The sequence below is a fragment of the Bartonella sp. CL63NXGY genome (genome assembly GCF_042194905.1).
Taxonomy (GTDB): Bacteria; Pseudomonadota; Alphaproteobacteria; order Rhizobiales; family Rhizobiaceae; genus Bartonella.
Genome location: NZ_JBHINK010000002.1, coordinates 69,384 through 94,429, shown reverse-complemented (window position 1 = coordinate 94,429; position 25,046 = coordinate 69,384). Strand labels below are relative to the sequence as shown.

Below are 25,046 nucleotides of genomic sequence, written 5' to 3'. Positions count from 1 at the left end.
TTCTTTTACCATACCCTCTCCCATTGTACAATGCTTGATCATTCAGTTACCTCAACCATGAAAACATCCCCGTAAAAAACTCCGCCATTTGTATGGTTTATACAAAAACTGTTTTATAATGATAATTCATCGTTTTACAGAGTGAATGAAATCCTGAAACACCGTAAGTTTCTTTCATTTCAAACCTATTCATATTAATCAATCAAAATTACTCCCCCACCCGTGAAAATCAGAGATAGCATGTAAATAAACACTTCTAAAGAAAGAAACATTGTCTTGTTATGATCATATCTCAGTAAATAAGTTGAGCTTATCGGTTATTTCTTTAACACATTTACAGCATCTCTCCCTTCCTCAATTCCAACTGGTTGCATGAGTATTTTTTTTGCTTCTGTTTTTGCATAAAAAGCATATTTTGTTGATTTTAATTAAAATGGATGATCTAACCTCATTAAATACCCCACTTTTCAACATAATGAGCCAATCCATTTCATGGATCGCTCAATAAAAGGAAGTCTCTAATAGGGAGCTTCTCTCTTATCCCAAACAGACCTGTATACATAACGTTTTCCCTGAAATTTAAAGGGAATAAAAATTAACCGTAAAAACATGTATTTCTCAAAGCATATTTTTCGAATAAATTGTGGTGCTTCTTTACAAAGTCGAAAGAAAAATCATATTACAGAGAACATGACACTTCATATAGCTCTTTTCCAACCTGATATTGCTGGTAATACTGGAACGATTTTACGTCTTAGCGCTTGCTTTGGTTTACATGTGCACATTATTGAACCTGCAGGCTTTAATCTGTCGGATCGTAATCTCAAACGCGCAGGATTGGATTATCTCGAATATGCTTCCTTAGAACGACACATTGATTGGCAACATTTTATAAGCTCCATGAAACACTTAAACCGCCGCCTGTTGCTTTTAAGTACAAAAGCAAAAACATGCTATACGCAGATATGCTATCAAAGAAATGATGTTTTACTTTTTGGTCGTGAAACAGCTGGCGTTCCCGATTATGTTCATGAAGCGGCCGATTACACATTGAAAATTCCCATGCAACCACAGGCACGCTCTCTAAATCTCGCCATGAGCGTAGCCATAACAACAGGAGAAGCATTACGCCAAATTGGTTATCATGAAAGAACCTGTAATCTATAAAACACAGCAATTCCACTAAAATTTTTAATAGAACGATAAAAATACATAAAATATGGTTTTAAATAATTAAAAAATATTTTTTATAGCGTATAATAAGTAATTAAAAGCGCATACGTTTCAATAATACTTTTGGAATAACTTACAGAATTCCTGTAAAAAAACATAAATTATTACGAAAAACAATATACAATATATAAAAAACAGTTAGAGCGTATAATGCCTATCATTTTCCAACAATTAAGTGCTGATAAAATAAACATTTCTTAGTGCCCATCATATCCATTTCATATCACCACCTATAAATGATTAAATACTCCTCCTAGTAAAAATCCATTAGACATCCCCCTCTTCATGCTCATACAAAGTACAAACAGCTATCACTATTCTCTTTATTCGTTCTCATTTTCGAGAATCCTTATCTTTGAGATGGTTCATAAGAGACATTTTTCCTCTCTGTAATCATTTTTCCTCACTTGTGACATCTAAGGCAATAATTTTGATTGATGTAATATGAACAGGTTTGAAATAACCTTACAATATTTGGAGCTCTTGTTTCACATGAAAAATTACTATTATAAATTAATATGTTGACTTAAAAAATATAAACAACAGTGGGTTTGTAAACAGATATATTATAAATCAATTTTTTCTAATAGTGCATGACGATCCATTAAAAATCCGCTTTCAACCCATATCATTTCTAGCTCTTTAAGCTTTTTTCCTAAAAGTACACCTTTCGTAAAACCTTTCTTTATTAAATCGTTACCATTAATAGGAAAAGTTGGAATCTGCCATTTTTTGGCAAGTTGATGAAGCTTGACATAACCCTCTGCTTTTTGCAAAGCATCACTTTTTTCCAGATGATCAAGATGTGATGCAGCGACAGACAACGATAATTGATCTAAAACTGGCTGTCGTCCATGAAAATAAATCAGTTTTTGCACAAAATGATCAGAACAGTTTTGGTTTATTATTTCTAACTCTGCCCATTCTTTTAATCGCGTTCTTTCTTTATGGGAAAAATGCAAGCGCTGTGCCATTTCATGAAGACGTATGGGGTCAGGAGGAAGAAGGCTTTCTAGCCGTAATAATGGATCAACTTTCCAACCAAGAGTCTGTTCTGTCTTCACCAATGCGTGAATTGCATCAATGCCCCATCGTTCTGTTTCAGGAAAAATGAGTGCCAAAACTCTGCTTTGTCGCATCCATAAAAGAGCACGCGTTGGATCAAACGCCGCAAGAAGCTTTTTCATTTCTGCCCAAATACGTTCAGAAGAAAGTTTTTTTAAACCGTGTTTTAAACGAACACATGCCTTCAATCCTTGCACATCAGGTCGCCCTGCTCCATACCACGCAAAAAAGCGAAAAAACCGTAAAATACGCAAATAATCTTCGCAAATACGATCTTCTGCAACCCCAATAAAACGAACTGTTCGGCTAGCAATATCACTCAAACCTCCCACATCATCATAAAGGTTTCCAGCAGCATCACAATAAAGTGCATTTATCGTAAAATCCCGCCGTTCAGCATCTTTTTTCCAATCACGACCAAATGCCACTTTTGCATGACGACCATCTGTTTCAATATCGCAGCGAAGCGTTGTAACCTCATAAGAACATGAATGAGCAATTACTGTTATTGTACCAAAAGCAATCCCTGTAGGAATAGCTTTAAATCCTGCTTCTTCTACACGTGCAATAACCTGTTGCGGCAAACAGGTTGTTGCAATATCAATATCACTAATAGGCTGCCCTAGCAGTTGATTGCGCACTGCTCCCCCTACAATACGCGCCTCTTCCCCCTCCTCAGACAAAACACGAAGAAGTGTTTGAATATCACTTTGTTGTAACCACGCAACCTGTTTGAAGTTCTGTCTTATATTCACCCTTTAACCTTTCAAAAAAGTTGTCTTCACTGCTTTAAAGAACTCTCTTCATAAAACAAAATTTTTAAGACATCCCTTATAAAGCACGTCTATTCTTCCAAAGAAACTTTTCTCTTCTATACGAATATGAAAAAAAACGGCATATGATACTTCATTTCTTCTCATTTTCTGTTACAAACAATAAGATATCCATTATCATGCAGAGAAAATTACCATTTTTGCGACAAACGCCTTAAGGAAGAAATATGAGTCAACATGATCCATCATCCAATTCTATAAAAAAGGTCAATATCAATCATGAGGCTCAAGTCATTATTGATGATATTGATACGACACACAAAGAATTGGATATTTTACAACAAGAAATTGACAAAGTTATTTTTGGGCAAAATCAGGTAATCGAATATGCTTTAATCGCTATTTTTGCTGGTGGTCACGCCCTTCTTGTCGGTGCTCCAGGACTTGCAAAAACACGTCTTGTTGAAACATTGGGAACAGTCTTAGGACTTGATGAAAAACGCATCCAATTCACTCCTGACTTAATGCCATCGGATATTATTGGTTCTGAAATTATGGATTCCGATAAAGACGGTAAACGTTCTTTTCGATACATTCAAGGTCCTATTTTTACGCAACTTCTCATGGCCGATGAAATCAATCGTGCTTCCCCACGGACACAGTCAGCCCTTTTACAAGCTATGCAAGAATATCATGTCACTGTTGCAGGTACCCGTTATGATTTGCCACAACCTTTTCATGTTCTTGCAACGCAAAACCCTCTCGAACAAGAAGGGACATATCCACTTCCTGAAGCACAACTGGATCGCTTTTTGATGCAAATCGATATTGACTATCCTGACCTCACAACAGAGCGACGGATTATTTTAGAAACAACAAAAGAAAAAAAATCAAAGGCAAAACCAATTTTATCCGGCAAAAAATTGCAAAAAATTCAAAATATCGTTCGCAAAATGCCTCTTTCAGAAAATGTGATTGAAGCTATTTTAAAAATTGTCCGCTCATCTCGCCCTCATAAAGACAATAGCCTTGCTAATACTTATGTTTCTTGGGGACCTGGTCCACGGGCATCACAAGCCCTTTCACTTTGTGTTCGCGCCCGTGCTCTTTATTATGGACGCTTAGCCCCTTCACTTGATGATGTTGAAGCATTAGCCTATCCCGTATTACAACACCGCATGGCTCTTAATTTTTCTGCCCGTGCTGAAGATATAACCGTAAAAGATATTATCAATAACCTTGTGAAAGATGCTCTTTGAATGGCACTTGGCAAAAAAGTTTTACAAAAGCCTCCATTGTCGCTGGCAAATGAACTGCATAAGGATACTGGCAAAATGCCATATTTCCTTTTGCAAGCGCGTCATATCGCTAATACACTGATAACCGGATGGCACAGACAACGTAAAAGCGGTAATGGGGAAAACTTTTGGCAATTTCGTCCCTATATGGAAGGAGAATCCATTACCCGCATTGATTGGCGTCGCTCAGCGCGTGATGAAAATACGTATCTGCGCGAAAACGAATGGCAAATGACACAAACCGTTTGGCTTTGTCCTGATCAGAGCGCATCAATGCATTACTGTTCGCGCTTTTCTAAAATCTCTAAAGGTAATCATGCCATTATTCTTACCCTTACCTTGGCATCCCTTCTTGCACGCAATGGCGAACATATTGCTATTCCCAATTTAATGTCCCCCACAATGACATCCAATGTCGTAGAACGAATAGCCTTTGCTTTAGAAAATCATTCAGATGAAAATTCATTTCCGGATTTTTCAACGATTACACGCTTTTCACATGTCGTTATAATGAGTGATTTTCTCGACTATCCTGAAAAAATCATCCAACATTTAACCGTTTTAACTACAAAACAGGTGACAGCTCATTTAATTGAAATTTCTGATCCCGCAGAAGAAAGCTTTCCCTACACAGGTCACACAGAATTTTTGGATCCTGAAACGAAAGAGAAACATGTTTCCACTAAAGCAGAAGATCTTCGTAAGAGCTATTGTAAACTATATCACGCAAGGCGACAAGAATTGGTAAATTTTTGCGCACGCCAAGGATGGTCTTATCACGTTAGTACAACGGATCAACCTTTAACAGAGACCATTTTTCATCTTGCAAATACAATGAGCGACTCTCCATTGCAAAAAAGGAGGGCACTTTGAGTTTTGCTGCTCCCTTTCTGTTACTAGGGCTTTTGTTCCTACCGGTCATTTGGTGGCTGTTGCGGATAACTCCTCCATCTCCGCGCAAAGAGCTTTTTCCCCCTTTTCGCTTCTTACCCAAACCAACTCATCAACAAGAAACAGCAAAACATACACCTTGGTGGTTGCTCTTGTTGCGTTTAACCATAGCGGCACTCGTTATCATAGCTCTAGCACGCCCCACTTGGAATCAAAAACCAATCAGCTTTTCTGGATCTCAACCCCTTGCACTCATTATTGATAATGGTTGGGCTTCTGTAAAAGAATGGAAAAAGCGCATCTCTATCACTGAAATGCTTCTTGCACAGGCAGAAAAACAGCAAAAAAATATTTATCTTGTTGCAACGGCTGAAAATGATATCTCCAATATAGAGCCCCAACCAGCCAAGATTATAAAACAGCATTTAATGCATTTGCAACCGCGTCCTTGGCCTGTCAACCGTGTGCATGCCTTCAAAAAACTCAGCGAAATAACCAAAGGAAAACCTCTTGATATTGCTTATTTGAGTGATGGATTACGAACAAATGAAGATGAGCAAGCTTTTGCTCATCTTGAAGAATTAAAACCTAGAAAATTCTTGTGGTATTTGACTGATATTTCCGATTTAACCGGCATAACATCCATAGAAAATAACAATGGAAACATGGGCGCGCGTATTATCCGCTCAACAACACACAGCAACACTCCCGCTATACTCAGCCTCTACGATTCAAATAATCAACTTCTCGGTCAATTTACGAACAATTTCTCTGAAGGAGAAACAACAGCACTTGTTCCTTTTAATGTACCACTTGAACTACGCAATGATATCGCTTGGATAAAAATAAACAATCAAAACCATGCTGCTGCAACCTTCTTGGTAGACAGCCATAACAGGATAAGCCGTGTTGCTCTTCTCTCACCAGATACCAATGAAATGGCACAGCCTTTACTTGCTCCATTTTATTACATTATCAAAGCCTTACAAGGTCATACACAGCTTATAACAGCCGGTGGAAGAGAACTTTCAACGGATATTGATCATTTGCTTAAACAAAATCCATCTGTTTTGATTATGGGTGACATTGTTAACATGCCCCCAAAAGCAGAAAAAAAACTTTCTGATTTTGTGAATAAAGGGGGAACACTCATCCGCTTTGCAGGAGAAAAACTCAGTGGCGCAGAACATTACGATAACCTTCTTCCGATACCACTACGCCCAGGTCAACGTTCCCTTGGAAGTATTATGTCTTGGACAAAACCACAAAAGCTTGCCCCTTTTGCAAAAAATAGCTTTTTCTTTGATCTTCCTTTTCCAAAAGATGTCACTGTCTCGCGCCAAATCCTCGCAGAACCAACCCCAGATCTTTTTGAAAAAACGTGGCTTAGCCTTTCGGACGGAACTCCTCTTATTACCGCAGCAAAACGTGGTAAAGGAACCCTCATTCTCATTCATGTTGCTCCTGACCCAACATGGTCTAATCTTCCTCTTTCTGGCTTTTTTGCACAAATGCTGCAAAAATTAATCACATTAGGTTCTAACGAAAACACAAACCTAACACACAGAGAAAAAAGAACCGTGGTACAAAGCCCTTGGCGAACTATAGCCGTTGACGGACAATTACAAGTACCACCCTCTGATGTTGTTCCTTTGATCTTTGACTCTCAAAATCCACCCCATCCTTCCTACCATACTCCCCCAGGACTTTATGGTGTCAAAAACAATTTTTATGCACTCAATCTCTTAACTCATTCGTCGCACTTGATGAAACAATCATCATTGCCAACTTCTCTTAATAAAAGCCCTTTATCTTACGATACAAAAGAAAAAAATCTTATTGGTCCACTTTTAGGATTAGCCATCTTATTATTCGCCTTTGACAATTTTCTCATTTTATGGATGGGAGATATTTTTTCTTTCATGAAACGGCGTAATATGTTTCTCCTCCCCTTTATAAGTCTTATTGCCTTGTTTTCATATGATCCAACTCTTCATGCACAAACGAAAGAAAACCATCATGATAGTGTACAAGCTGCCGGCGCAACACATCTTGCCTATGTTATAACCAATAATCATGAAATTGATACAACGAGTAAAAGTGGTCTAGAAGCGTTAAGTCAATTTATCGCAGAGCGCACAATGCTTACCCTCGGCTCTGTTACAGCACTTGATCTCGATAAAGATGAACTCTCTTTTTATCCTCTTATTTACTGGCCAATTGATGTTAAAAGTCCTATACCAACCCCCAAAAGCCTTGAAAAAATAAATAACTTTATGAAACATGGGGGAACAATTTTATTTGACACGCGCGATCAGATAAAGAGCAATCTTAATCTTGAAGGAGATGCCACTCCAGAAACGCAAAGATTACGAGATATCTTAAAAGAGTTAAATATTCCATCCATTGAGCCAGCATCAACAGATCATGTTGTTGCACGTTCTTTTTATATTATGCCAGATTTTCCAGGTCTCTACCGTGGTTCACCTTTATGGATTGAATCCTCCTCAACAAACAAAAAAAATAAAAATTCTCTTGCCAGCGGCGATAATGTAAGTTCTCTTCTCATTACTGCCAATAACTTTGCCGGTGCTTGGGCACTCGATGAAAAAGGGACATGGAAATATCCCCTTGTTCCCAATGATCCCATGCAACGTCTATGGGCATTTCGTGCAGGTTTAAATATTGTCCTTTATGTTCTTACAGGAAACTATAAAGCGGATCAAGTTCATGTTCCAGCACTCTTGGAACGCTTTAAAAGAGAAAGAAGGCAATGATATCATTTTTCACTTTTCAGCCTTTTTTACCACTCATTTGGATTCTGTTCTTAAGTGGAATATCGATTCTTTTTGTCGTTGTTGGTCTTGTTACGCAACGGCAAGGTTCTTTATTTCGTCTGATGGCATTAAGCGCCCTCATCCTTGCTTTGCTCAATCCAATGATCATAAAAGAACAGCGCGAACCACTGAAAAGCACAGTGGGAATTGTTATTGACCGCAGCAAAAGCCAAACATTTGGAACACGTACAAACGACAGTGATGAAGCGCGCGCGCAATTAACTCAAGCATTGGCGCATTATCCACAATTTGAACCACGCTTTATTGAAGCTGGAAAACTTGCTGATAATCAGTATGCGCCCTCAACGAATTTGTTTGAGGCTTTAACACAAGCAGTATCTGATGTACCGCTCTCTCGTTATGCAGGAACCATTTTTATCACCGATGGACAAGTGCATGACATTCCTGACCTATCAGACCTTCATCATGAAGCCCCTCTCAATGCCCTGATTACAGGGCACTCAGAGGAATTTGATCGCCAAATTAAGTTTATCTCTCCTCCACGATTTGCCCTTGTCAACAAACCACAAACGCTCTCCATTTTGGTAGAAGATAAAGGCCCCACCAAAAAAACAATACCACAGAAAGCAAATATTACATTAAGCGTCAATGGACAAGACATTGGCCATTATTCTGTGACTCCTGGCGTGATTTTTCAAACTGAAATTACCCTTCCTCATGCTGAAAAAAATATTATCCAAGTTATAACCGATCCACACAAAGGTGAACTAAGCTTTGAAAACAACCGCGCCATAACAATTATTGAAGGAATCAGAGAAAATTTACGCGTTCTTCTTATTTCAGGTGCTCCTTATAATGGAGAACGGACATGGCGAGACCTTTTGAAAGGTGACTCCAATATTGATCTTGTTCACTTTACTATTTTGCGTCCTCCCACCAAAGCAGATAATACGCCCTCAAGCCAATTATCCTTAGTGGTCTTTCCCACAAGAAAACTCTTTGTTGAAGAAATTAATAACTTTGATCTCATCATCCTTGATGGCTACCAGCACTCTACTGTTCTCCCCTTAATCTATTATGATTATATCGCCCAATATGTACAAAAGGGGGGGGCATTGTTGATGGTAACAGGACCTGAATTTGCCCAAAAAAACTCACTTGCGAAAACACCTTTAATAAGCATTTTACCGGCATTACCTAATGGAACTATTATTGAAAAACCTTTTCGCCCCACATTAACCAAAGAAGGTGAGCGCCATCCTGTCACAAGAGGTCTTGCAACACTTAACCTTCCAGCTTCTCAATGGGGGCAATGGTTGAGACAAATTGCTATTCAAAACATAAATAACGGAATCGCCCTCATGAAAGGAGCCGATGAGCAACCACTTTTACTTCTCTCGCATGTTGATAAAGGACGTGTAGGCATGTTGCTTTCTGATGAAAGTTGGCTTTGGGCTCGAGGTTTCGAAGGCGGCGGTCCTTATGCTGCTCTTTATCGACGAATTGCTCATTGGCTCATGAAAGAACCAGAACTTGAAGAAGAAAAATTAAGTGCGACCAGCAGCCATCATCATTTAACAATTCGCCGCCAAACTCTAAAAGACCATCCAGAACCCGCTGAAATAATCTTTCCCTCTGGAAAAAAAGAAAATATTACTCTGACCAAAGATCAAGAAGGCCTTTTTACTGCAACTGTGACCACTGATGAGACAGGAATTTTTACCATTAAAAATGGCGATTTAACAATACTTTCTTCTGTAGGGATGCTCGATAATCTTGAGTTGTTGGACTTGACTTCAACACAAGAAAAACTAGCCCCCATTATTAAGCACACAGGCGGCTACATCGGACGTTTACACCCTGAGGGAAAAGAAAACATTCATCTTCCTCCATTCAAGCTGATTCAATCAAAAACAAGTCCGTCCTCTTCCCCAGCACATTCAATTGTTCTGAAAGAAGCAACAGAAACCCGTTTAATCAATACCTTTTATTTTTCGATATTTTCTGGTTTTTTTGCATTGCTTGCTTGCCTTTTACTGTTGAGCAGCATGTGGTATTATGAAGGACGTTAAAAGGTTTGAGATTTCGTATAATAGTTTTAAAATTCAGCTTATCTTTTTACGTATTTACTTGTCTTTTATAATTAGATAACGTATTGATTTATAACTAAAAATACAGTATAATTCTCCTTATTTCAAATATCCTCATATTAAAAAAATAAAAAACATTCTCTTGCGTATTATTAGAAGAGATGCTGTATGGATAGAAACCATCGAAGAAAAGAATGAAATACCTCTTATGAATCCTTCTAAAGCAAGGATTTTCATAAAATTGGAGGAAAATAGTATGATGGTTTTTATTTGCACCTTGTATAAGCGTAGAGATGGTAGTGTACAGTAAGCCCTATATACTTCACAGAAGCTTTCTATTATAGCATCGAATACCGGTCGTGAAATTAGCTCAAACGCATTGAGAAATGTTTTTTTACAAATATGTGAATGTACAACACAATGATATTCTATTGGGGATATTCTATTTGGAACATTCCGCTTGAGGCGTTCTTTTTTGCAAGCTAATTTTTATTTTACAATCTTTCTTGCCTTTAAGCACTAACTTATCTTATGTTTATTCTTTAAATCGTTTTTAATACTCTACGAGCTTTTATGTTTTATCTTGCCCATATATCGGATGTACATCTTTCACCTCTCCCGCAACCTTCCCTCTTCGAACTTTCTGGGAAACGTCTTACCGGTTATCTGAATTGGCAAAAAAAACGTAAGAGTCAGATGGCAACAGACGTCCTAGAAACTTTAATAGATGCCTTGAACAAAACAAAACCTGATCACCTTGTGATCTCTGGTGATCTTGTAAATCTTGCTCTCGATAAGGAATTTGAACAAGCACGTCGTTGGCTACTTAACTTAGGACAACCTCAAGATATTTCTTTGACATTTGGAAATCACGATGCCTATGTCCGCGGCGCTTTCCAAAAAGCATGCACTCTCTTTAAACCTTGGATTACAGGTGACATCCCTCAAAAAAGCGTCTTTCCTTATATGCGCATTCGCAAAGATGTTGCCATCATAGCAGCTTCTTCAGCCATTGCGACACTGCCTTTTCAAGCTTCTGGTTATTTTGGTAAAATGCAAGCGCAAACTTTACCGCTCTTTTTAAAAGAAGCAGCACAGCGCAACCTTTTTCGTGTCGTCATGATTCACCATCCCCCTTTTCCCAATGCAACATCTTGGCATAAAAAACTACGGGATATAAAACGTTTTCTAAACGTTATCAAATATCACGGTTGTGAACTTATTCTTCACGGACATACTCATTTACCCACATTGAATTACATTGAAGGACCAATTAAAAAAATTCCTATTGTTGGTGTTCCTTCCGCATCACAAGCTTTTGGTGATAAAAAACCACCCGCAGGCTTTAATTTATTTTCCATTGAACGCTTACAAAATCAATGGCATTGCCAATTACAACGTTATAGCATTATCAACCCCAAAAACGAGATTGCATGTACTGAAACAATTAATCTTTAAACACCTTCATAGTTGCCAAAACAACCAAAAACGAAAATATTTTTATTTCACATCCCTTTGGAAATCATAATTCTTATTTCCCTTTTTCTCCTTAAAAGACAAAGTTTCACCTTCTCTGTTAATAGATCAATTTTTCTCAGAGAATTCCATCTGCTGCCCCACTTATGTAACGAGCTTTTTACAAACTTATTGGTTTTCTTCCTTCCCGCCCTAAAGGACGAAAATTCTACCCCATCTGATTTATAAATAATCCGGATTCTTGTCGCATGGGTTCCAGCTGCTAATTGCGCATGTGATTTACTTCACAAAGCTCTACACATAAACCCTGCTTTAAATTTCATCATACACTCCTCCAAAAGCATCTAATGCGTAAAATCCTTATAATATTACAATGATGATATTTTATAGAATAATAGAGAAGCTCATTCAGCTTCTATACCTGAAAATAGATGACTAAAAAAGCCAAATAATAACTAAAGTATATAATTTCAATAACCCAACCTACTTGTGATTTATAAACAAATAATGTTGATTGATTTATCGTAAATAGATTTGAAATAATCCCTTACTATTTCACTTGATATTTATTATCGTACATTTAAAAAAATATAAAAAATAATAGATTATATTTCGATAACAGATATAGGTAATAATGTTTTTTATGTCTCGATAAATTCCTAATTTGCTATCTATTTTTTCCTATAAATAAATTTATAATACTCTTTATAATTATTTTATTATTATAAATTATTATTTATAATATCACATAAAATATCTAATAATAAAAATTATAATATGAATTTTTATTATTATTGAGTTATATTGCGGATGTAATTTTATGTGCTTTAGAATTTTTTTGCGATCTTTTTGTTATTAAATAAAATATTTTACGATAACGCAAAACAGAAAAGTCGATTGTATCAGAGGTCTTTCAAATAAAACAAAACGCCATTAAGTTGCCAATTCATGTGTTGGTTTAAAAAAGCATCTTTTACAGCACCCAAACTCATTTCCCGACGGCACCTATGAATGATGTAATGATAAGTCCATTTAGCATCACCATCTTTACGTTTATGGAAAAGCAAGCTAGTATCAAATCTCACACTTTGCCAATCCCCAATGTAGCGACAGCTTTTGGCACTTAAGATGATTCATAAGAGGCATTTTTATTCTTTCTTTAATGTTGTTTATCTCACTGCTCTCCCTCCTTTTGACGTACAAAAGACGCGGTTTTGATTGGTCAACATGGTATAGGTTTAAAATGAGAAAATCTTATGATCCTTGGATCTCTCACTCAACATGACAAAAAGTAAATTATATTTATAAATCAACGTATTGTTCGAATAAAATAGTAGCTCTTTTGAGTGAAGAATATTTTCCAGCGCATATCTGAAAAATAAAAGCCTCATTCGAAAATGAGACTTTTGAATTGTTTAATTCTGCAAAAAATTAAAATTTATAAGCTACACCCACACGGAAATCATTTGTTTTGTAGCCCATTTCAAATTTATCCTGTATGAACTTCTTTTTGCCAAAATCTGAATAACGATATTCTGCACGCACAATAACATTATCAGTCATTGCAAAATCAATACCACCTCCAAGGGTGTAACCAATCATGGTCTTTTTTTCATCATGCAACCAATCAGAAAAATCAACTTCTCCATTTTTGCTATCAGTAACTAACCCAAAAATATTCTGAAGCTGCGTATAAGCAACCCCTCCGGAAATATAAGGCATCATACGCTCAATCGCAAAACCAACTCTCACCCGTGTAGCACCAGCCCATTTTTGTTTTAAGGTATGACGTACAGCTTTAATACGCCTTGTTGAATCATTCTCATGCAAATCTCTTGTTAGACTTTTTTCTTCTGTAGGTTGTGGTTTTTCTTCAGTTGGACTTTTTTCCGGTAGATCGACATCTTTAGAATCCTTTTTACCAGACCACATAATATCCGTATCAATACCTATAATAAAACTATTATCGATATCAATATTGGAACCTGCATAAACTCCCCCTATAAAACCAGAAAGTTTAGGTAAATTCTCCTTTCCAATTGGATTCCATATCCTTGTCTCATCTTTTAAATAACTTGCAGTTGTTTTACCTGAAAAGTTACCAATCTGTCCTCCAAGATAAAATCCTGTCCAAGAAAAAGCAGGCGCTGCAATAACAGGAACAGGCTGTTCAGGAATAGCGATATCCGACGCCTGTACTACAGAAATTGAAATTAAAGAAAATATAGATGTTGAGGCTAAATACTTTGTAATCATAATTGCTCCCCTAAAAGCTAATGTGATACATAAATAATAATAAATCGTTTCACACTTTTTTCAAAAAATCTATAGCAAAAATGACACAGTTGAAAAATTAAAATCTTATTTATAATTTCCTAAAACTATTAATCTATAGTAGCTTTTATAGCTTCATATTGATCATTATTATCCAGAATTATATAAATAATTATAATATCAATTTTTTGAAAAGAATGAGATAAGGCTCATAAAGCATATCATTCACTAAACTAGTCACTCATCGCTTTTTGTATAAAGAATAATACCTAGAATAGCACATTTAACAGAGAAATTTTTTCATCACACTTGAAAAACCACTAGAGAACTTCACTCTAACCCTCTCAAACGTGTAATGAAATAAAAGACAAAAATTAATATATAAAAATGGAATTAATAATTTTTATTATTCTTATAGAATTATTTTAATGTTTCATGATTTTTGTAAAAACTGAACAGACCAATTGCCCAGTTTCTGCAATTAATTTTTCAACACGAAGCAAATCAGGTTCCCCAACACTATTTAACAAAAGGTCACTTAATCCAGGTGGCATGTCATTGGGATCAAGAGAATCATTTAAGCAAAGCCGTATAATTTGACTCAAATTTGTATAAAGACGATAGGCATAATGTAAATCAGCAATACATGACTGATTAAGAAAACTGTTTGGTAAGTGATCTAAAATATCCGCTGTCGTCGCTCCAATTTGAAACTCAATGACATGCGTAATAAGAGAAAATTGAGCAATAAACTCCAAATCCATAATGCCACCAGACATCGTTTTTAAATCCCATTGATTTTTTGGCGGCTTTTCTTTTGCAATCAAGGAACGCATTTCACACACTTCTTTTGCAACTTCCTTCTTATCACGAGAAATAGCAATAATTGCACACACTTCATTTTCTAGCTTTTGTAAAAAATCAGGATCTCCTGCAATGCCTCGAGCCCTTGTTAAAGCAAGATATTCCCATATCCATGCTTCTTGGCGATAATACTTTTTAAAAAATGGAAAAGAAACAGCAATAGGTCCTTTATTGCCTAACGGCCGTAACCTTAAATCAACGACATAAAGAACACCTTGGCTTGTAAGAGTGGATAAAGCAGAAACGAGGCGCTGTGCTAAACGCGTATAATATTGAGAAATATAAAGAGGCTTTTCTCCATCAGATATTTCTGCATCATCATCATGTTCATAAAGCAAAACGAGGTCAACATCGGAATCTGCTGTTAATTCACGACTTCCAAGTTTCCCCATACCCAATATGCCAACACGCCCCCCTTTAATACGACCATGAAGACGAGAAAATTCCTCTTGAACGGTAGCAAATGTTTTTGTAATCATAAGATCAGCAAGTGCAGTAAAAGCAAAACCCGCTCTTTCTCCTGTAATTGCACCATTCAAAATTCGAATACCAATCAAAAAACGTTGTTCATCTGCAAAAATCCTTAAATGGTCAAGAATCTCCTCATAAGAAAGAACATTTTCAAGAAAATATTCAAGCCGTTTTTCTAAATACGTTTTTGTTGGTAATTCTGAAAGAATATTTGGGTCTAACATTCCATCAAAAACGTGGGATCTGCGTGTAATAATTTCTGCAAGACGTGGAGCAGCACCCATAATAAGGACAAGCATATCCAAAAGAGAGGGATTAGACTGCAAAAGACTAAAAAGCTGAATTCCTGAAGGTAAGCCCTGTAAAAAACCATCAAAACGCAACATCGCCTCATCAGCTCGTTTTGTCCCACCAAAAGCTTTCAAAAGAGCTGGTGTTAATTCCGTTAATCTCTCGCGTGCTTCGGCTGATTGCGTTGCTTTATAACGACCAAAATGGAGCGTGCGCATAATACGACAAATATCACTTGCTCTTTCGAAGCCTAAACGGCTTAACGTTATTAATGTCTCCGGATCATCTTCTTCACCGGTAAAAACTAAATTACCAATTTCTAAACCAAGTTCTTGCTCATTCTCAAACAGTGCTGCATAATGTTTTTCAACAACCTGAAGTGTTTTTAATAAATCACGGATAAAACTGCTACTGTCTTGATAACCCATTAAATAGGCAACACTTGTGAATTGAGCAGTATCATTTGGAAGAAGATGTGTTTGTTCATCGAAAAGCATTTGAATACGATGTTCCACATTTCGAAGAAAAGCATAACTTTTTATAAGGCTATTTCTCGTTTTCTCACTGATCCAACCAAGCGTGTGAAGTTCTGCTAACATTGCAACTGTCTGACGTCCACGTAATTGAGGAAAACGTCCACCAGCAATGAGTTGCTGTGTCTGAACAAAAAACTCAATCTCACGAATACCACCACGACCTAACTTTATATTATGCCCATAAGCTGCAATTTGACCGTAATTTTTATGCGCATGAATTTGACGTTTGATCGAATGAATATCAGCAATAGCAGCGTAATCTAAATATTTCCGCCATACATAGGGAAAAAGCTCTTTGAGAAAGTTAAAACCTGCCCTCTTATCACCAGCAACTGGACGTGCTTTAATCATGGCTGCTCGTTCCCAATTTTGCCCACGCCCTTCGTAATAACGCAATGCAGTCCTTACTGGTAAGGCCAAAGGGGTTGAACCTGGATCTGGACGAAGACGAAAATCAAGACGAAAAACATATCCTTCCGCAGTGCGTTCTTGAATGATACGGATTAATCGGCGTACCATTTTAGAAAATACGTCAACACTTTCAGAAAGATTACCAATATGAGGTGATGTTTCATCAATGAAAACAATAAGATCAATATCAGAAGAATAATTAAGTTCCCCTGCTCCTAACTTTCCCATCCCTAAAATAATTAAACCACAGTCTTTTTCTGGATTCTCACGGCTTAATAAATTGATCTTACCATGATCATGCGCTTCTCTTAATAGAAAACGTAGTGCTACACTTAATGCTGCTTCGCCCAAACGTGTCAACCAAGCACATGAAACTTCGTAAGTAAAAACACCTCCCAAATCAGCTAAAGCAATGAGAACATGCGCTTCTCGTTTTTTGCGCCTTAAAGCAGCCATCAATGAAGTTTCATTTATAGTTTCATCCTTATCGATAGCCGTAATATCATCTATAATTTCGCTCAGCCTTGTTTCTACATCAACATTTAATAAAGCACTAAGATATGATGGATTGGCAATTAAAACCTCACGCAAAAAAGGAGATAAGGTCATAACCGAACTGATAAAATCAATCTGCGTTCCACTCTCTGAAATGATGGAAATAAGCGATTCTAAACCTTCTTTCCTTGCTTGTTCTTCCATGTCTTTTAACCATTGGGAACTACTTTTATCGAGAGGGCATAAAGGGAGAAGCTGTGTTTTTAAAAAAGCTTGTTTCGTCTGCGCTCCCTTGAAAAGCATTTTGCTTTCCTTTCTACTGCTTTATACTTTTAAAATAGTTGTTACGTATGAAAAGAGAAAAGTGAAGAAAAATATCTTTAAGGAAATAACAAAACAGCCCTAAGCCCTGGATTTGCATTTTCAAGTAACAATTCACCCCCGTGAAGCTTCATAACTGCTTTTGCTATACTTAACCCAATCCCAAACCCAGGTTGTGTGCGGCTTTCTTCAAGACGAACAAATCGTTCTGTCACTTTTTCACGTTTATCCTCTGCTATTCCTGGTCCATTATCGCTCACAACAACTAATAAATGTTCATCACGATATTCCATTGATAAGCAAACCTCCGCTTTCCTTTCACCTTTAGACGCATATTTAATGGCATTATCTATAAGATTAAAAATTGATTGTGCAACAAGCTCACGATTCAACTTAAGCTCTTTATCAAATATATTCCCCAACCGAAGTAAAACACCTGACTCTTCAGCAAAAGGTTCGTAAATCTCAACAGCATCCTCAAGGATCAGTTTCATATTCATCATTTCAAGATGCTCAATTGCACTGCTGGCCTCAATACGTGAAATCATTAAAATTGCATTGAACGTACAAATAAGTTGATCTGATTCTGCAATAACCCTATCAAGGACCTGACGATATTCAAGCTTTGTCTTATTTCCTGAAAGCGCTTCTTCAGCACGATTTCTAAGACGCGTTAACGGCGTTTTCAGGTCATGAGCAATATTATCTGATACTTGACGTAAACCAATATTTAACTCTTCAATGCGGTCTAACATAACATTAAGATTGGTTGACAATCGATCAAACTCATCCCCTACTCCAGAGACAGGTAAACGCCCACTGAAGTCACCATCCATCAAGCGCTGTGATGCAGCCGTTACATGATCAATCCTTTGTAAAGCTCTCCTGCCAACAAAAAACCATATGAGTAAAGCGCCTCCAACCATTGCAGCAAGTGCAATGATCACAGCTTTACGAATAACCACTGCAAAACGTTCTGGCTCATCCAAATCACGTCCTATAAGAATCTTCATAGCATTAGGCAAATCAACAATAACCGCCAAAGCGCGATGTTCACTTGTTTTGCCATGTTCTCCAAAACGGGAATACAAAAAAGAGGTAGAAATAAAACCACTCTGATTCAAAAGACCTAATTCAATACGTGCTACATTTCCTGCTAAAATACGCCCCATAGAATCTGTAACAAGATAAAGAAATGCTCCTGGTTGTCTTGAACGATAATCAATAGTGCGCATTAATAAGGATAATCCCCCATAATTATAAGCATTTTCAATATACTTTAATTCTTCATGTAAAGCCTGTTCAGTTTGCTCTGTTAACAATGAAGCAGAAAATGCCGTCATATAAATAGAAAGTCCTGTTGCCACCAATCCAAACAATAAAATGTAAAGTGCTGAAAGCCTTAGCGCTGTCGTGCGCATTATATTAATCAAACGATTCATGCTTTGTTATCTGGTACTTTCAGCATATATCCAGCTCCACGCACTGTATGAAGAAGGGGAACATCAAAATCTTTTTCAATTTTGGCTCTCAAACGGGAGATATGGACATCAATGACATTCGTTTGTGGATCAAAATGGTAATTCCAAACATTTTCCAAAAGCATAGTGCGTGTAACAACCTGCCCGGCATAACGCATCAAATATTCAAGTAAACGAAACTCTCGTGGTTGCAATAGAATGTTTCTATCACCTCGTTTTACCGTATGTGCTAGCCGATCAAGCTCAAGATTACCTACACAGTAAACAGTTTCTGCTTCTTTAGGATTTTTCCGCCGTTGTAAAACTTCAACACGCGCAAGAAGTTCAGAAAAAGCATAAGGCTTTGTCAAATAATCATCTCCCCCTGCACGCAGCCCCGTTACACGATCATTAACTTGCCCTAAAGCAGACAGGATAAGAACCGGTGTTTCATTGCCTTTAGCGCGCAATTCAGCAATAATAGAAAGACCATCACGATGTAAAAGCATTCGGTCAACAACCATAACGTCATAATTTTCCGTGGTTGCTAAAGCATATCCCGTATCCCCATCATAAGCAACATCAACGGAATGCCCTACTTCCAAAAAAGCTTTTTCGAGATAATGCCCCGTCTCATGATCATCTTCAATAACGAGTATCTTCATAAAACGTATCTCCATTATTTTATTATGTTGTAGGACAAATATTTAATAAACATTTGTCCTACAAACTAAAGCCTTACTTTTTGAAAATTGGAAGAGCAACAAAACGATTTTGATCATTTGTCCGCACTTGTAAGAGTATAGCCTTTCGTCCTAACTGCTGAGCATTTTTGATTGTGTTAATAATATCAGAGACTCGTTTAACCGGTTTATTATTTACTGTCACAATGACATCACCAGGGCGTATCCCTTTATCTGCAGCATCTGAATCGGTATCGACATCCGTTACGACAACCCCTACACCATCATCAGAAGGCATAACAATCAGACCATAATCTTCCAATGTTTCATCTAAATCACTCTGTCCATTTGAATATTTTGAAGTCTCTTTCTTACTTTCATCTTCAGACATTGAAGCGAGTTTAACCTTGATGCTCTCCTCCTTACCTGATCTCCAAATCCCTATGGTTACCATTTCTCCTGGTTTAATATTTGCAATACGTTTCGCCAGCTCACGCGCATCAGCAATTTTTTCATTATTCACTGAAATAATTACATCACCCGCTTTAATACCAGCCTTTTCTGCCGGTCCTTTTAACGGATCAGTAACCAAAGCACCTTTGGCTTCTTTCAAACCTATTGAATCGGAAATCTCCTTTGTTACCGGCTGAATCTGAACACCTAACCAACCACGTTGAACTGAACCTTTTTCAATAAGTTGTTGTACAACCTGTTTTACAGTCGCAGCCGGAATAGCAAAAGCAATCCCAACATTTCCTCCAGAAGGAGAAAAAATTGCTGTATTAACCCCAACAACCTTTCCATTAAGATCAAACGTTGGACCACCAGAGTTTCCTCTATTAACAGCAGCATCAATCTGAATAAAATCATCGTACACACCAGTGCCAATATCACGTCCACGTGCAGAAACAATACCTGCTGTCACAGTTCCACCAAGACCAAATGGATTCCCAATGGCAACAACCCAATCCCCAACACGAAGCTTTGAATCATCACCAAAATCAACATAGGAAAATTTTCTTTTATCATTCACTTTTAGTACGGCAAGATCGGTTTTGGGGTCTTTCCCAATGAGCTTTGCATTCAATTCTGTACCATCATCAAGAACAACAGTATAACTTGTTCCATCAGAAATCACATGATCATTGGTCACAATGTAACCATCAGATGAAATAAAAAAACCCGATCCAAAAGCAACAGGACGGAGTCTCTGCGATTGGTGCGGAAATTTATTTTTAGGTTTATCAAAATCATAAAACTCTTTAAAAAATCTTTTTAAAGGATGCTGATCTGGTAATTGATCAAGTCCTGGACCACTAAAAAAGTTGCTAAAGAACCTATCTTCTTTCTTTTTATTGCTCTTTACTTGTACTGCTACAACGGCTGGTTTCACTTGAGCAACAATATCGGCAAATCCCTGTTGTTGCATTAACGAAGTAAATACAGAACTTGCATGAGCCTTTGTCATCCACAAGCTTGATGTACATCCACTAAAAAACAGTGCACTTTCCAATATCGCAGAAAAACTCACTGCGACAAATGTTTTAAAGAAAGCCTTTTTAACCATTTACTCTATGCTCCTATTCAATCATACCTTTATTCCAATTCCGACCACTTATAAAATACCAGACCTTACCGTTTTCTGTCTAAATTATTAAAGTTTTGTAAGGTTTCAGTATTCCCTAATATAATTACAATAAGATTGTATGCTCATTGCAAATGATCTGATTTCTTTTATGTAACATCTTTTTTAATGCAATGACATTTTTGACTGTTCTTTTTCATTCACATAACGCATGATTATTCCGTTTGAAGTGGAAAAATATGATACTTATGCCAATGATAATAATGATCAAAGGCGAGAACCATAAAAACCAAGTTATTTTATTCAATGGTGGCTTCAAGAGAATAAATTCACCATATCGCTCAACAAGAAAGTCAGTGACTTGCTGATTACTATAGCCCATTTTTAGCCTTTCCCGAATTAAAAGCCGTAAATCACGTGCTAAAGCAGCATCTGAATCATCAATTGATTGATTTTGACAAACCGGACAACGTAAATGCGATGAAATATGGCGTGCTCGCGCTTCAAGAATCTTATCCTTTAAAATCTCATCCGGCTCTACTGCTATTGCTAATTGAAAAGGAAACGTTGCAATTAAAAAAAATACAATCCAAAGAATTTTTTTCATCTCAATGTCTTTTCCAAAAATTTAAAGCAAGCACTACCCTATTGTACATGCCAATGCGAAACCAATACCCCAGAAGAGAAAGACATCCCCCCATAGCCATCATGAATGCCCCTAACCAAATACATATTACATAAGGCTTCCACCATACGTGCACAACAAGACCCCGATTATCGATATGTCCCGGTACAATATATAGCTGCGATAAGCCATGATTTTTCAGACCAACTTCTGTTGTTGATGTATTTTGACTTGAGTAAAATCGCTTTGAGGCTGTTACATGACCCACAATGTTTTTATTTTCATATATTTTAAAATAAAACTCCATTGTCGAATAATTCGAACCAACACCATCATACACTGCATCAAAATGAAGCGTTTTATCCGCTATCGTCACCCTATCCCCTATGTTCATGATTAAAATACGTTCTTGCCCAAAACTTGCCACACAAACAATACCAAATAGTGTAACGCCTAATCCCATATGTGCTATTGCTGCACCAAAAGTAGACCATGGCAATCCAAGAAATCTCTTAACGCGTACTGAAAAAGCTCTCTTGCCATATCCACTCTTTCCCCATAGATCCGCTAAACTGCCTAAAAAAACAAACGCTGAAAGCCCAATCCCTAAAACTGCAAAAATATCACGCACAGATGCCGCATAGAATATTATAAAACAGACGATACCAACGAATACAAAAACAAACCATAACCGTTCAAAAACTGCAAGAAAATCACCGCGTTTCCATGCCATCATTGTCCCAAACGGAACAAACAACAACAGCAAAACCATTAGCGGTCCACAGGTAAGGTTAAAAAAAGCAGCCCCTACAGAAATTTTTTGCCCAGTTAATATCTCAATAAAATAAGGATAAAGCGTACCAATCAATACTGTTGCTGTTATTGTTGTAAGTAACAAATTATTTAAAACAATAAACCCTTCACGTGAAATTGGTTGAAAAAATCTTTCTGTTTTTAAAATAGGGGTGCGCAAAGCAAAAAGAAAAAAAGCCGCTCCTGTAAAAAAAAAGAAAAGCGCAAGCATTGCCTGCCCCCGTGCTGGATCAACAGCAAAACTATGAACAGAAATTAAAAGCCCAGAACGCACAAGAAAAGTTCCCATCAGAGAAAGGGAAAAAGTAAGCAGCGCTAAAAACAAAGTCCAACTTTTCAATATTTCTCGTTTTTCGAGAACAAGAGCAGAATGTAAAAGAGCCGTTCCTGAAAGCCAAGGCATAAACGAAACATTTTCAACAGGATCCCAAAACCAATAGCCGCCCCATCCTAGCTCATAATAAGCCCAATAGGAGCCAACCATAATACCCAATGTCAAAAAACACCAAGAAAGTAAAAGCCACGGACGAATTCCACGCGCCCAAATTCTATCAACATGTCCCATAATCAATGCCGCAACGGCAAAAGAAAAACAAAGTGAAAAACCAACATAACCTAAATAAAGTAGCGGTGGATGAATTGCTAATGCGATATCTTGTAAAAGAGGATTGAGACCATTTCCCTGCAATGCTGGTGGATTCACGCGTAAAAATGGATTGGATACAAAAAGAATAAATAAAAGAAAAGCAGTTGTAATCCAACTTTGGCAAATTAAAACAAGCGTCTTAAAATCTTCTGGCAAATGTTGGCTAAAAAAAGCCATCAATGCGCTAAAAAAAGCAAGACTTAAAACCCATAACAACATAGAGCCTTCGTGATTTCCCCAAACACCTGTAATTTTATAGAGCATCGGTTTTTCTGAATGAGAATTCTCAACAACGTTCAAAACAGAAAAATCAGATACGACATAAGCATAAATTATCACTAAAAAAGATAAAAGTAGTAATGTAAAAGTGATATATGTTAGAGGAACAGCTGTTTGCATTAACAAACGCTCTCTCCACCAAAAACCTAAAGCAGGTAAAAACGCCCCTAATAAGCTTACTGAAAATGCTGCAGCTAAAAAAATATGACCCAGTTCGACAAGCACAATCGAATTATTTCTCCATAATGTAATGTTTTTTCAAACGATCAGCTGTTTCTTTAGGCATATAAGTTTCATCATGTTTTGCTAAAATACGCATCCCTATAAAAAAGCCCTGTTTATCGAAATGCCCTTCTACAATCACCCCCTGACCTTCACGAAAAAGATCCGGTAAGGCACCATTGAAAACCACTTTTTCATGTTTTTTGTTATCCGTTACAAAAAAAATAACTCCTCTCTCTCCAACATATTGAACGGTTCCCTTTTCAACAAAGCCACCCAAACGCAAAGGGCGCTCCGTTAAAATATCTTCTCTTGTAATTTCAGAGGGCATTCTAAAAAAACTGACCGCATGACGCATTGCATACACTATGAGACTTGCTGCAATTGTCATAACCAAACAACATAATAATATGATCAGTAAGCGCCTTTTTTTTCGCTGCTCTAAAATAACCTTCCATGAGGCAGAACTCTTTAAAGATTGACTGTTCATAGACACTCTGCGAAAAAAGTTTAAATACGTTATAATTAAGTATCAATATTTTATTTTTTAAGAGCTTTGCACATCTTCTACATAGGTGCAAGATTTCTTTTCTCTGTATGCTCACTCGATAAATCACGTAACTGAATCATCATTTTTTTAACACGTGATTGTCCTGAAAAATTTTCAGGCATTGTATCAAGAAAGCTTTGTAAAAATTGCACTGCCTGCGCAGTTTTTCCTGCTTGATGCAATGCATCGGCCAACAACAAACGTGGATAAAAATCTGTTGGGGCTAAATCTGCTGCTTTTTGAAAGGCATTTTGCGCTTCTTGCGTTATCACCCCCCCTTCATAACCAACCAATGCTAAACCGTATCCGACAAGCCTTGGAGCTGTTTCTCCATTCAAACGAAGTGCATCTAAATAAGTATTCACAGCTTCTTGAAAAAGGCTTTCTTCGAGATACCCTACCGCTAACGCATCTGCTAGCTTGCCATCGTGAGGTGCACGGAAAAAAAGCACTTGTAAACGAATAAGCTTTTCTTGCTTACTGAGAGTTTTAGGATCCTTATCCATTAATTCGCTAAAAAAATAACTTTTCACTTCTGGATTGCCTGTCAGCCCATAAATACTCCATGTCATCAGAAGAACAAACAAAATACTCAAAGCCTTAAGAATATTTCTTTTTTTATAATTCATATAAAGCTTGTTAAACTCAATCATACGCTTATGGCTTCTATAACCATCTACGGTTTCAACTGTCCATTCTTTCTTTATCTCATCGTCAAAACGTAGTGAAAGAAAAAGAATACTTGCCAGAAAAGTCAGAAAAAATGCTGCAAAAATTAATAAGAGCATATCGTTTTTTTCCAATACGAACAGAGAATAACTCGCTTACATTTTATCCTCTTCATGAGAAAAGTAATGTGAATTAATAAAAATTCATTTTTTCATGGAGAATATTAT

16 protein-coding genes are annotated in these 25,046 nt (G+C 37.0%); 6 read left to right on the top strand and 10 right to left on the bottom strand.

Going from position 1 to position 25,046, the window contains the following annotated elements:
• Positions 1-690: 690 nt before the first annotated feature.
• Positions 691-1,167: a tRNA (cytidine(34)-2'-O)-methyltransferase gene (locus tag ACFIK0_RS01520; protein ID WP_273791242.1), complete on the top strand. Its 477-nt coding sequence runs from the start codon at positions 691-693 to the stop codon at positions 1,165-1,167.
• A gap of 632 nt (positions 1,168-1,799) precedes the next feature.
• Here ACFIK0_RS01520 and ACFIK0_RS01515 read toward each other — a convergent pair.
• A complete protein-coding gene (locus tag ACFIK0_RS01515) occupies positions 1,800-3,053 on the bottom strand; it encodes a CCA tRNA nucleotidyltransferase (RefSeq protein ID WP_375663383.1) in 1,254 nt (417 codons plus the stop codon).
• Positions 3,054-3,298: 245 nt separating this feature from the next.
• Here ACFIK0_RS01515 and ACFIK0_RS01510 point away from each other — a divergent pair, with 245 nt between their 5' ends.
• From ACFIK0_RS01510 to ACFIK0_RS01490, 5 genes are all read left to right on the top strand, one after another.
• A complete protein-coding gene (locus tag ACFIK0_RS01510) occupies positions 3,299-4,330 on the top strand; it encodes an AAA family ATPase (RefSeq protein WP_375663382.1) in 1,032 nt (343 codons plus the stop codon).
• Positions 4,331-5,242, top strand: coding sequence for a DUF58 domain-containing protein (locus ACFIK0_RS01505; protein ID WP_375663381.1), 912 nt, complete (start codon positions 4,331-4,333; stop codon positions 5,240-5,242). It begins immediately after the preceding gene.
• Positions 5,239-8,037, top strand: coding sequence for a DUF4159 domain-containing protein (locus ACFIK0_RS01500; protein WP_375663380.1), 2,799 nt, complete (start codon positions 5,239-5,241; stop codon positions 8,035-8,037). The genes ACFIK0_RS01505 and ACFIK0_RS01500 overlap by 4 nt, the downstream gene beginning before the upstream one ends.
• A complete protein-coding gene (locus tag ACFIK0_RS01495) occupies positions 8,034-10,130 on the top strand; it encodes a glutamine amidotransferase (protein WP_375663379.1) in 2,097 nt (698 codons plus the stop codon). Before ACFIK0_RS01500 ends, ACFIK0_RS01495 begins: the two co-directional genes overlap by 4 nt.
• A gap of 591 nt (positions 10,131-10,721) precedes the next feature.
• On the top strand, positions 10,722-11,606 hold the full coding sequence (locus ACFIK0_RS01490) for a metallophosphoesterase family protein (RefSeq protein WP_375630853.1): 885 nt from the start codon (positions 10,722-10,724) through the stop codon (positions 11,604-11,606).
• Between the two features lie 1,449 nt (positions 11,607-13,055).
• On the opposite strand, the gene ACFIK0_RS01485 is transcribed toward ACFIK0_RS01490, so the two are convergent.
• The 9 genes from ACFIK0_RS01485 to ACFIK0_RS01445 form a co-directional block, all read right to left on the bottom strand.
• Positions 13,056-13,880, bottom strand: a complete 825-nt coding sequence (locus ACFIK0_RS01485; RefSeq protein ID WP_273791555.1) for an outer membrane protein — start codon at positions 13,878-13,880, stop codon at positions 13,056-13,058.
• A gap of 443 nt (positions 13,881-14,323) precedes the next feature.
• The gene (locus tag ACFIK0_RS01480; protein ID WP_273791554.1) at positions 14,324-17,269 is read right to left on the bottom strand and encodes a bifunctional [glutamine synthetase] adenylyltransferase/[glutamine synthetase]-adenylyl-L-tyrosine phosphorylase; all 2,946 of its coding nucleotides are present in this window, start codon (positions 17,267-17,269) and stop codon (positions 14,324-14,326) included.
• A gap of 77 nt (positions 17,270-17,346) precedes the next feature.
• Positions 17,347-18,729: a HAMP domain-containing sensor histidine kinase gene (locus tag ACFIK0_RS01475; RefSeq protein WP_273791553.1), complete on the bottom strand. Its 1,383-nt coding sequence runs from the start codon at positions 18,727-18,729 to the stop codon at positions 17,347-17,349.
• Positions 18,726-19,412 (bottom strand): response regulator transcription factor, encoded by a 687-nt coding sequence (locus ACFIK0_RS01470; protein WP_273791552.1) that lies wholly within the window; start codon positions 19,410-19,412, stop codon positions 18,726-18,728. The genes ACFIK0_RS01475 and ACFIK0_RS01470 overlap by 4 nt, the downstream gene beginning before the upstream one ends.
• Before the next feature lie 73 nt (positions 19,413-19,485).
• A complete protein-coding gene (locus ACFIK0_RS01465; RefSeq protein ID WP_273791551.1) occupies positions 19,486-20,997 on the bottom strand; it encodes a Do family serine endopeptidase in 1,512 nt (503 codons plus the stop codon).
• A 214-nt stretch (positions 20,998-21,211) separates the two neighbouring features.
• Positions 21,212-21,622 carry a cytochrome c-type biogenesis protein CcmH gene (locus ACFIK0_RS01460; protein WP_375654403.1) on the bottom strand — a complete coding sequence of 137 codons (411 nt, stop codon included), beginning with the start codon at positions 21,620-21,622 and terminating at the stop codon, positions 21,212-21,214.
• A gap of 1 nt (position 21,623) precedes the next feature.
• On the bottom strand, positions 21,624-23,603 hold the full coding sequence (locus ACFIK0_RS01455; protein WP_273791549.1) for a heme lyase CcmF/NrfE family subunit: 1,980 nt from the start codon (positions 23,601-23,603) through the stop codon (positions 21,624-21,626).
• 7 nt (positions 23,604-23,610) lie between these two features.
• A complete protein-coding gene (gene ccmE / locus ACFIK0_RS01450; RefSeq protein ID WP_273791548.1) occupies positions 23,611-24,090 on the bottom strand; it encodes a cytochrome c maturation protein CcmE in 480 nt (159 codons plus the stop codon).
• Positions 24,091-24,167: 77 nt separating this feature from the next.
• A complete protein-coding gene (locus ACFIK0_RS01445; protein WP_273791547.1) occupies positions 24,168-24,938 on the bottom strand; it encodes a tetratricopeptide repeat protein in 771 nt (256 codons plus the stop codon).
• Positions 24,939-25,046: the final 108 nt, after the last annotated feature.

What these genes read in the sequence shown, in the direction of transcription:
- ACFIK0_RS01520 (WP_273791242.1), top strand. Translation starts at nt 691, where the DNA reads ATGACACTTCATATAGCTCTTTTCCAACCTGATATTGCTGGTAATACT.
- ACFIK0_RS01510 (WP_375663382.1), top strand. Translation starts at nt 3,299, where the DNA reads ATGAGTCAACATGATCCATCATCCAATTCTATAAAAAAGGTCAATATC.
- ACFIK0_RS01505 (WP_375663381.1), top strand. Translation starts at nt 4,331, where the DNA reads ATGGCACTTGGCAAAAAAGTTTTACAAAAGCCTCCATTGTCGCTGGCA.
- ACFIK0_RS01495 (WP_375663379.1), top strand. Translation starts at nt 8,034, where the DNA reads ATGATATCATTTTTCACTTTTCAGCCTTTTTTACCACTCATTTGGATT.
- ACFIK0_RS01490 (WP_375630853.1), top strand. Translation starts at nt 10,722, where the DNA reads ATGTTTTATCTTGCCCATATATCGGATGTACATCTTTCACCTCTCCCG.
- ACFIK0_RS01485 (WP_273791555.1), bottom strand. Translation starts at nt 13,880, where the DNA reads ATGATTACAAAGTATTTAGCCTCAACATCTATATTTTCTTTAATTTCA.
- ACFIK0_RS01480 (WP_273791554.1), bottom strand. Translation starts at nt 17,269, where the DNA reads ATGCTTTTCAAGGGAGCGCAGACGAAACAAGCTTTTTTAAAAACACAG.
- ACFIK0_RS01475 (WP_273791553.1), bottom strand. Translation starts at nt 18,729, where the DNA reads ATGAATCGTTTGATTAATATAATGCGCACGACAGCGCTAAGGCTTTCA.
- ACFIK0_RS01470 (WP_273791552.1), bottom strand. Translation starts at nt 19,412, where the DNA reads ATGAAGATACTCGTTATTGAAGATGATCATGAGACGGGGCATTATCTC.
- ACFIK0_RS01465 (WP_273791551.1), bottom strand. Translation starts at nt 20,997, where the DNA reads ATGGTTAAAAAGGCTTTCTTTAAAACATTTGTCGCAGTGAGTTTTTCT.
- ACFIK0_RS01460 (WP_375654403.1), bottom strand. Translation starts at nt 21,622, where the DNA reads ATGAAAAAAATTCTTTGGATTGTATTTTTTTTAATTGCAACGTTTCCT.
- ccmE (WP_273791548.1), bottom strand. Translation starts at nt 24,090, where the DNA reads ATGAACAGTCAATCTTTAAAGAGTTCTGCCTCATGGAAGGTTATTTTA.
- ACFIK0_RS01445 (WP_273791547.1), bottom strand. Translation starts at nt 24,938, where the DNA reads ATGCTCTTATTAATTTTTGCAGCATTTTTTCTGACTTTTCTGGCAAGT.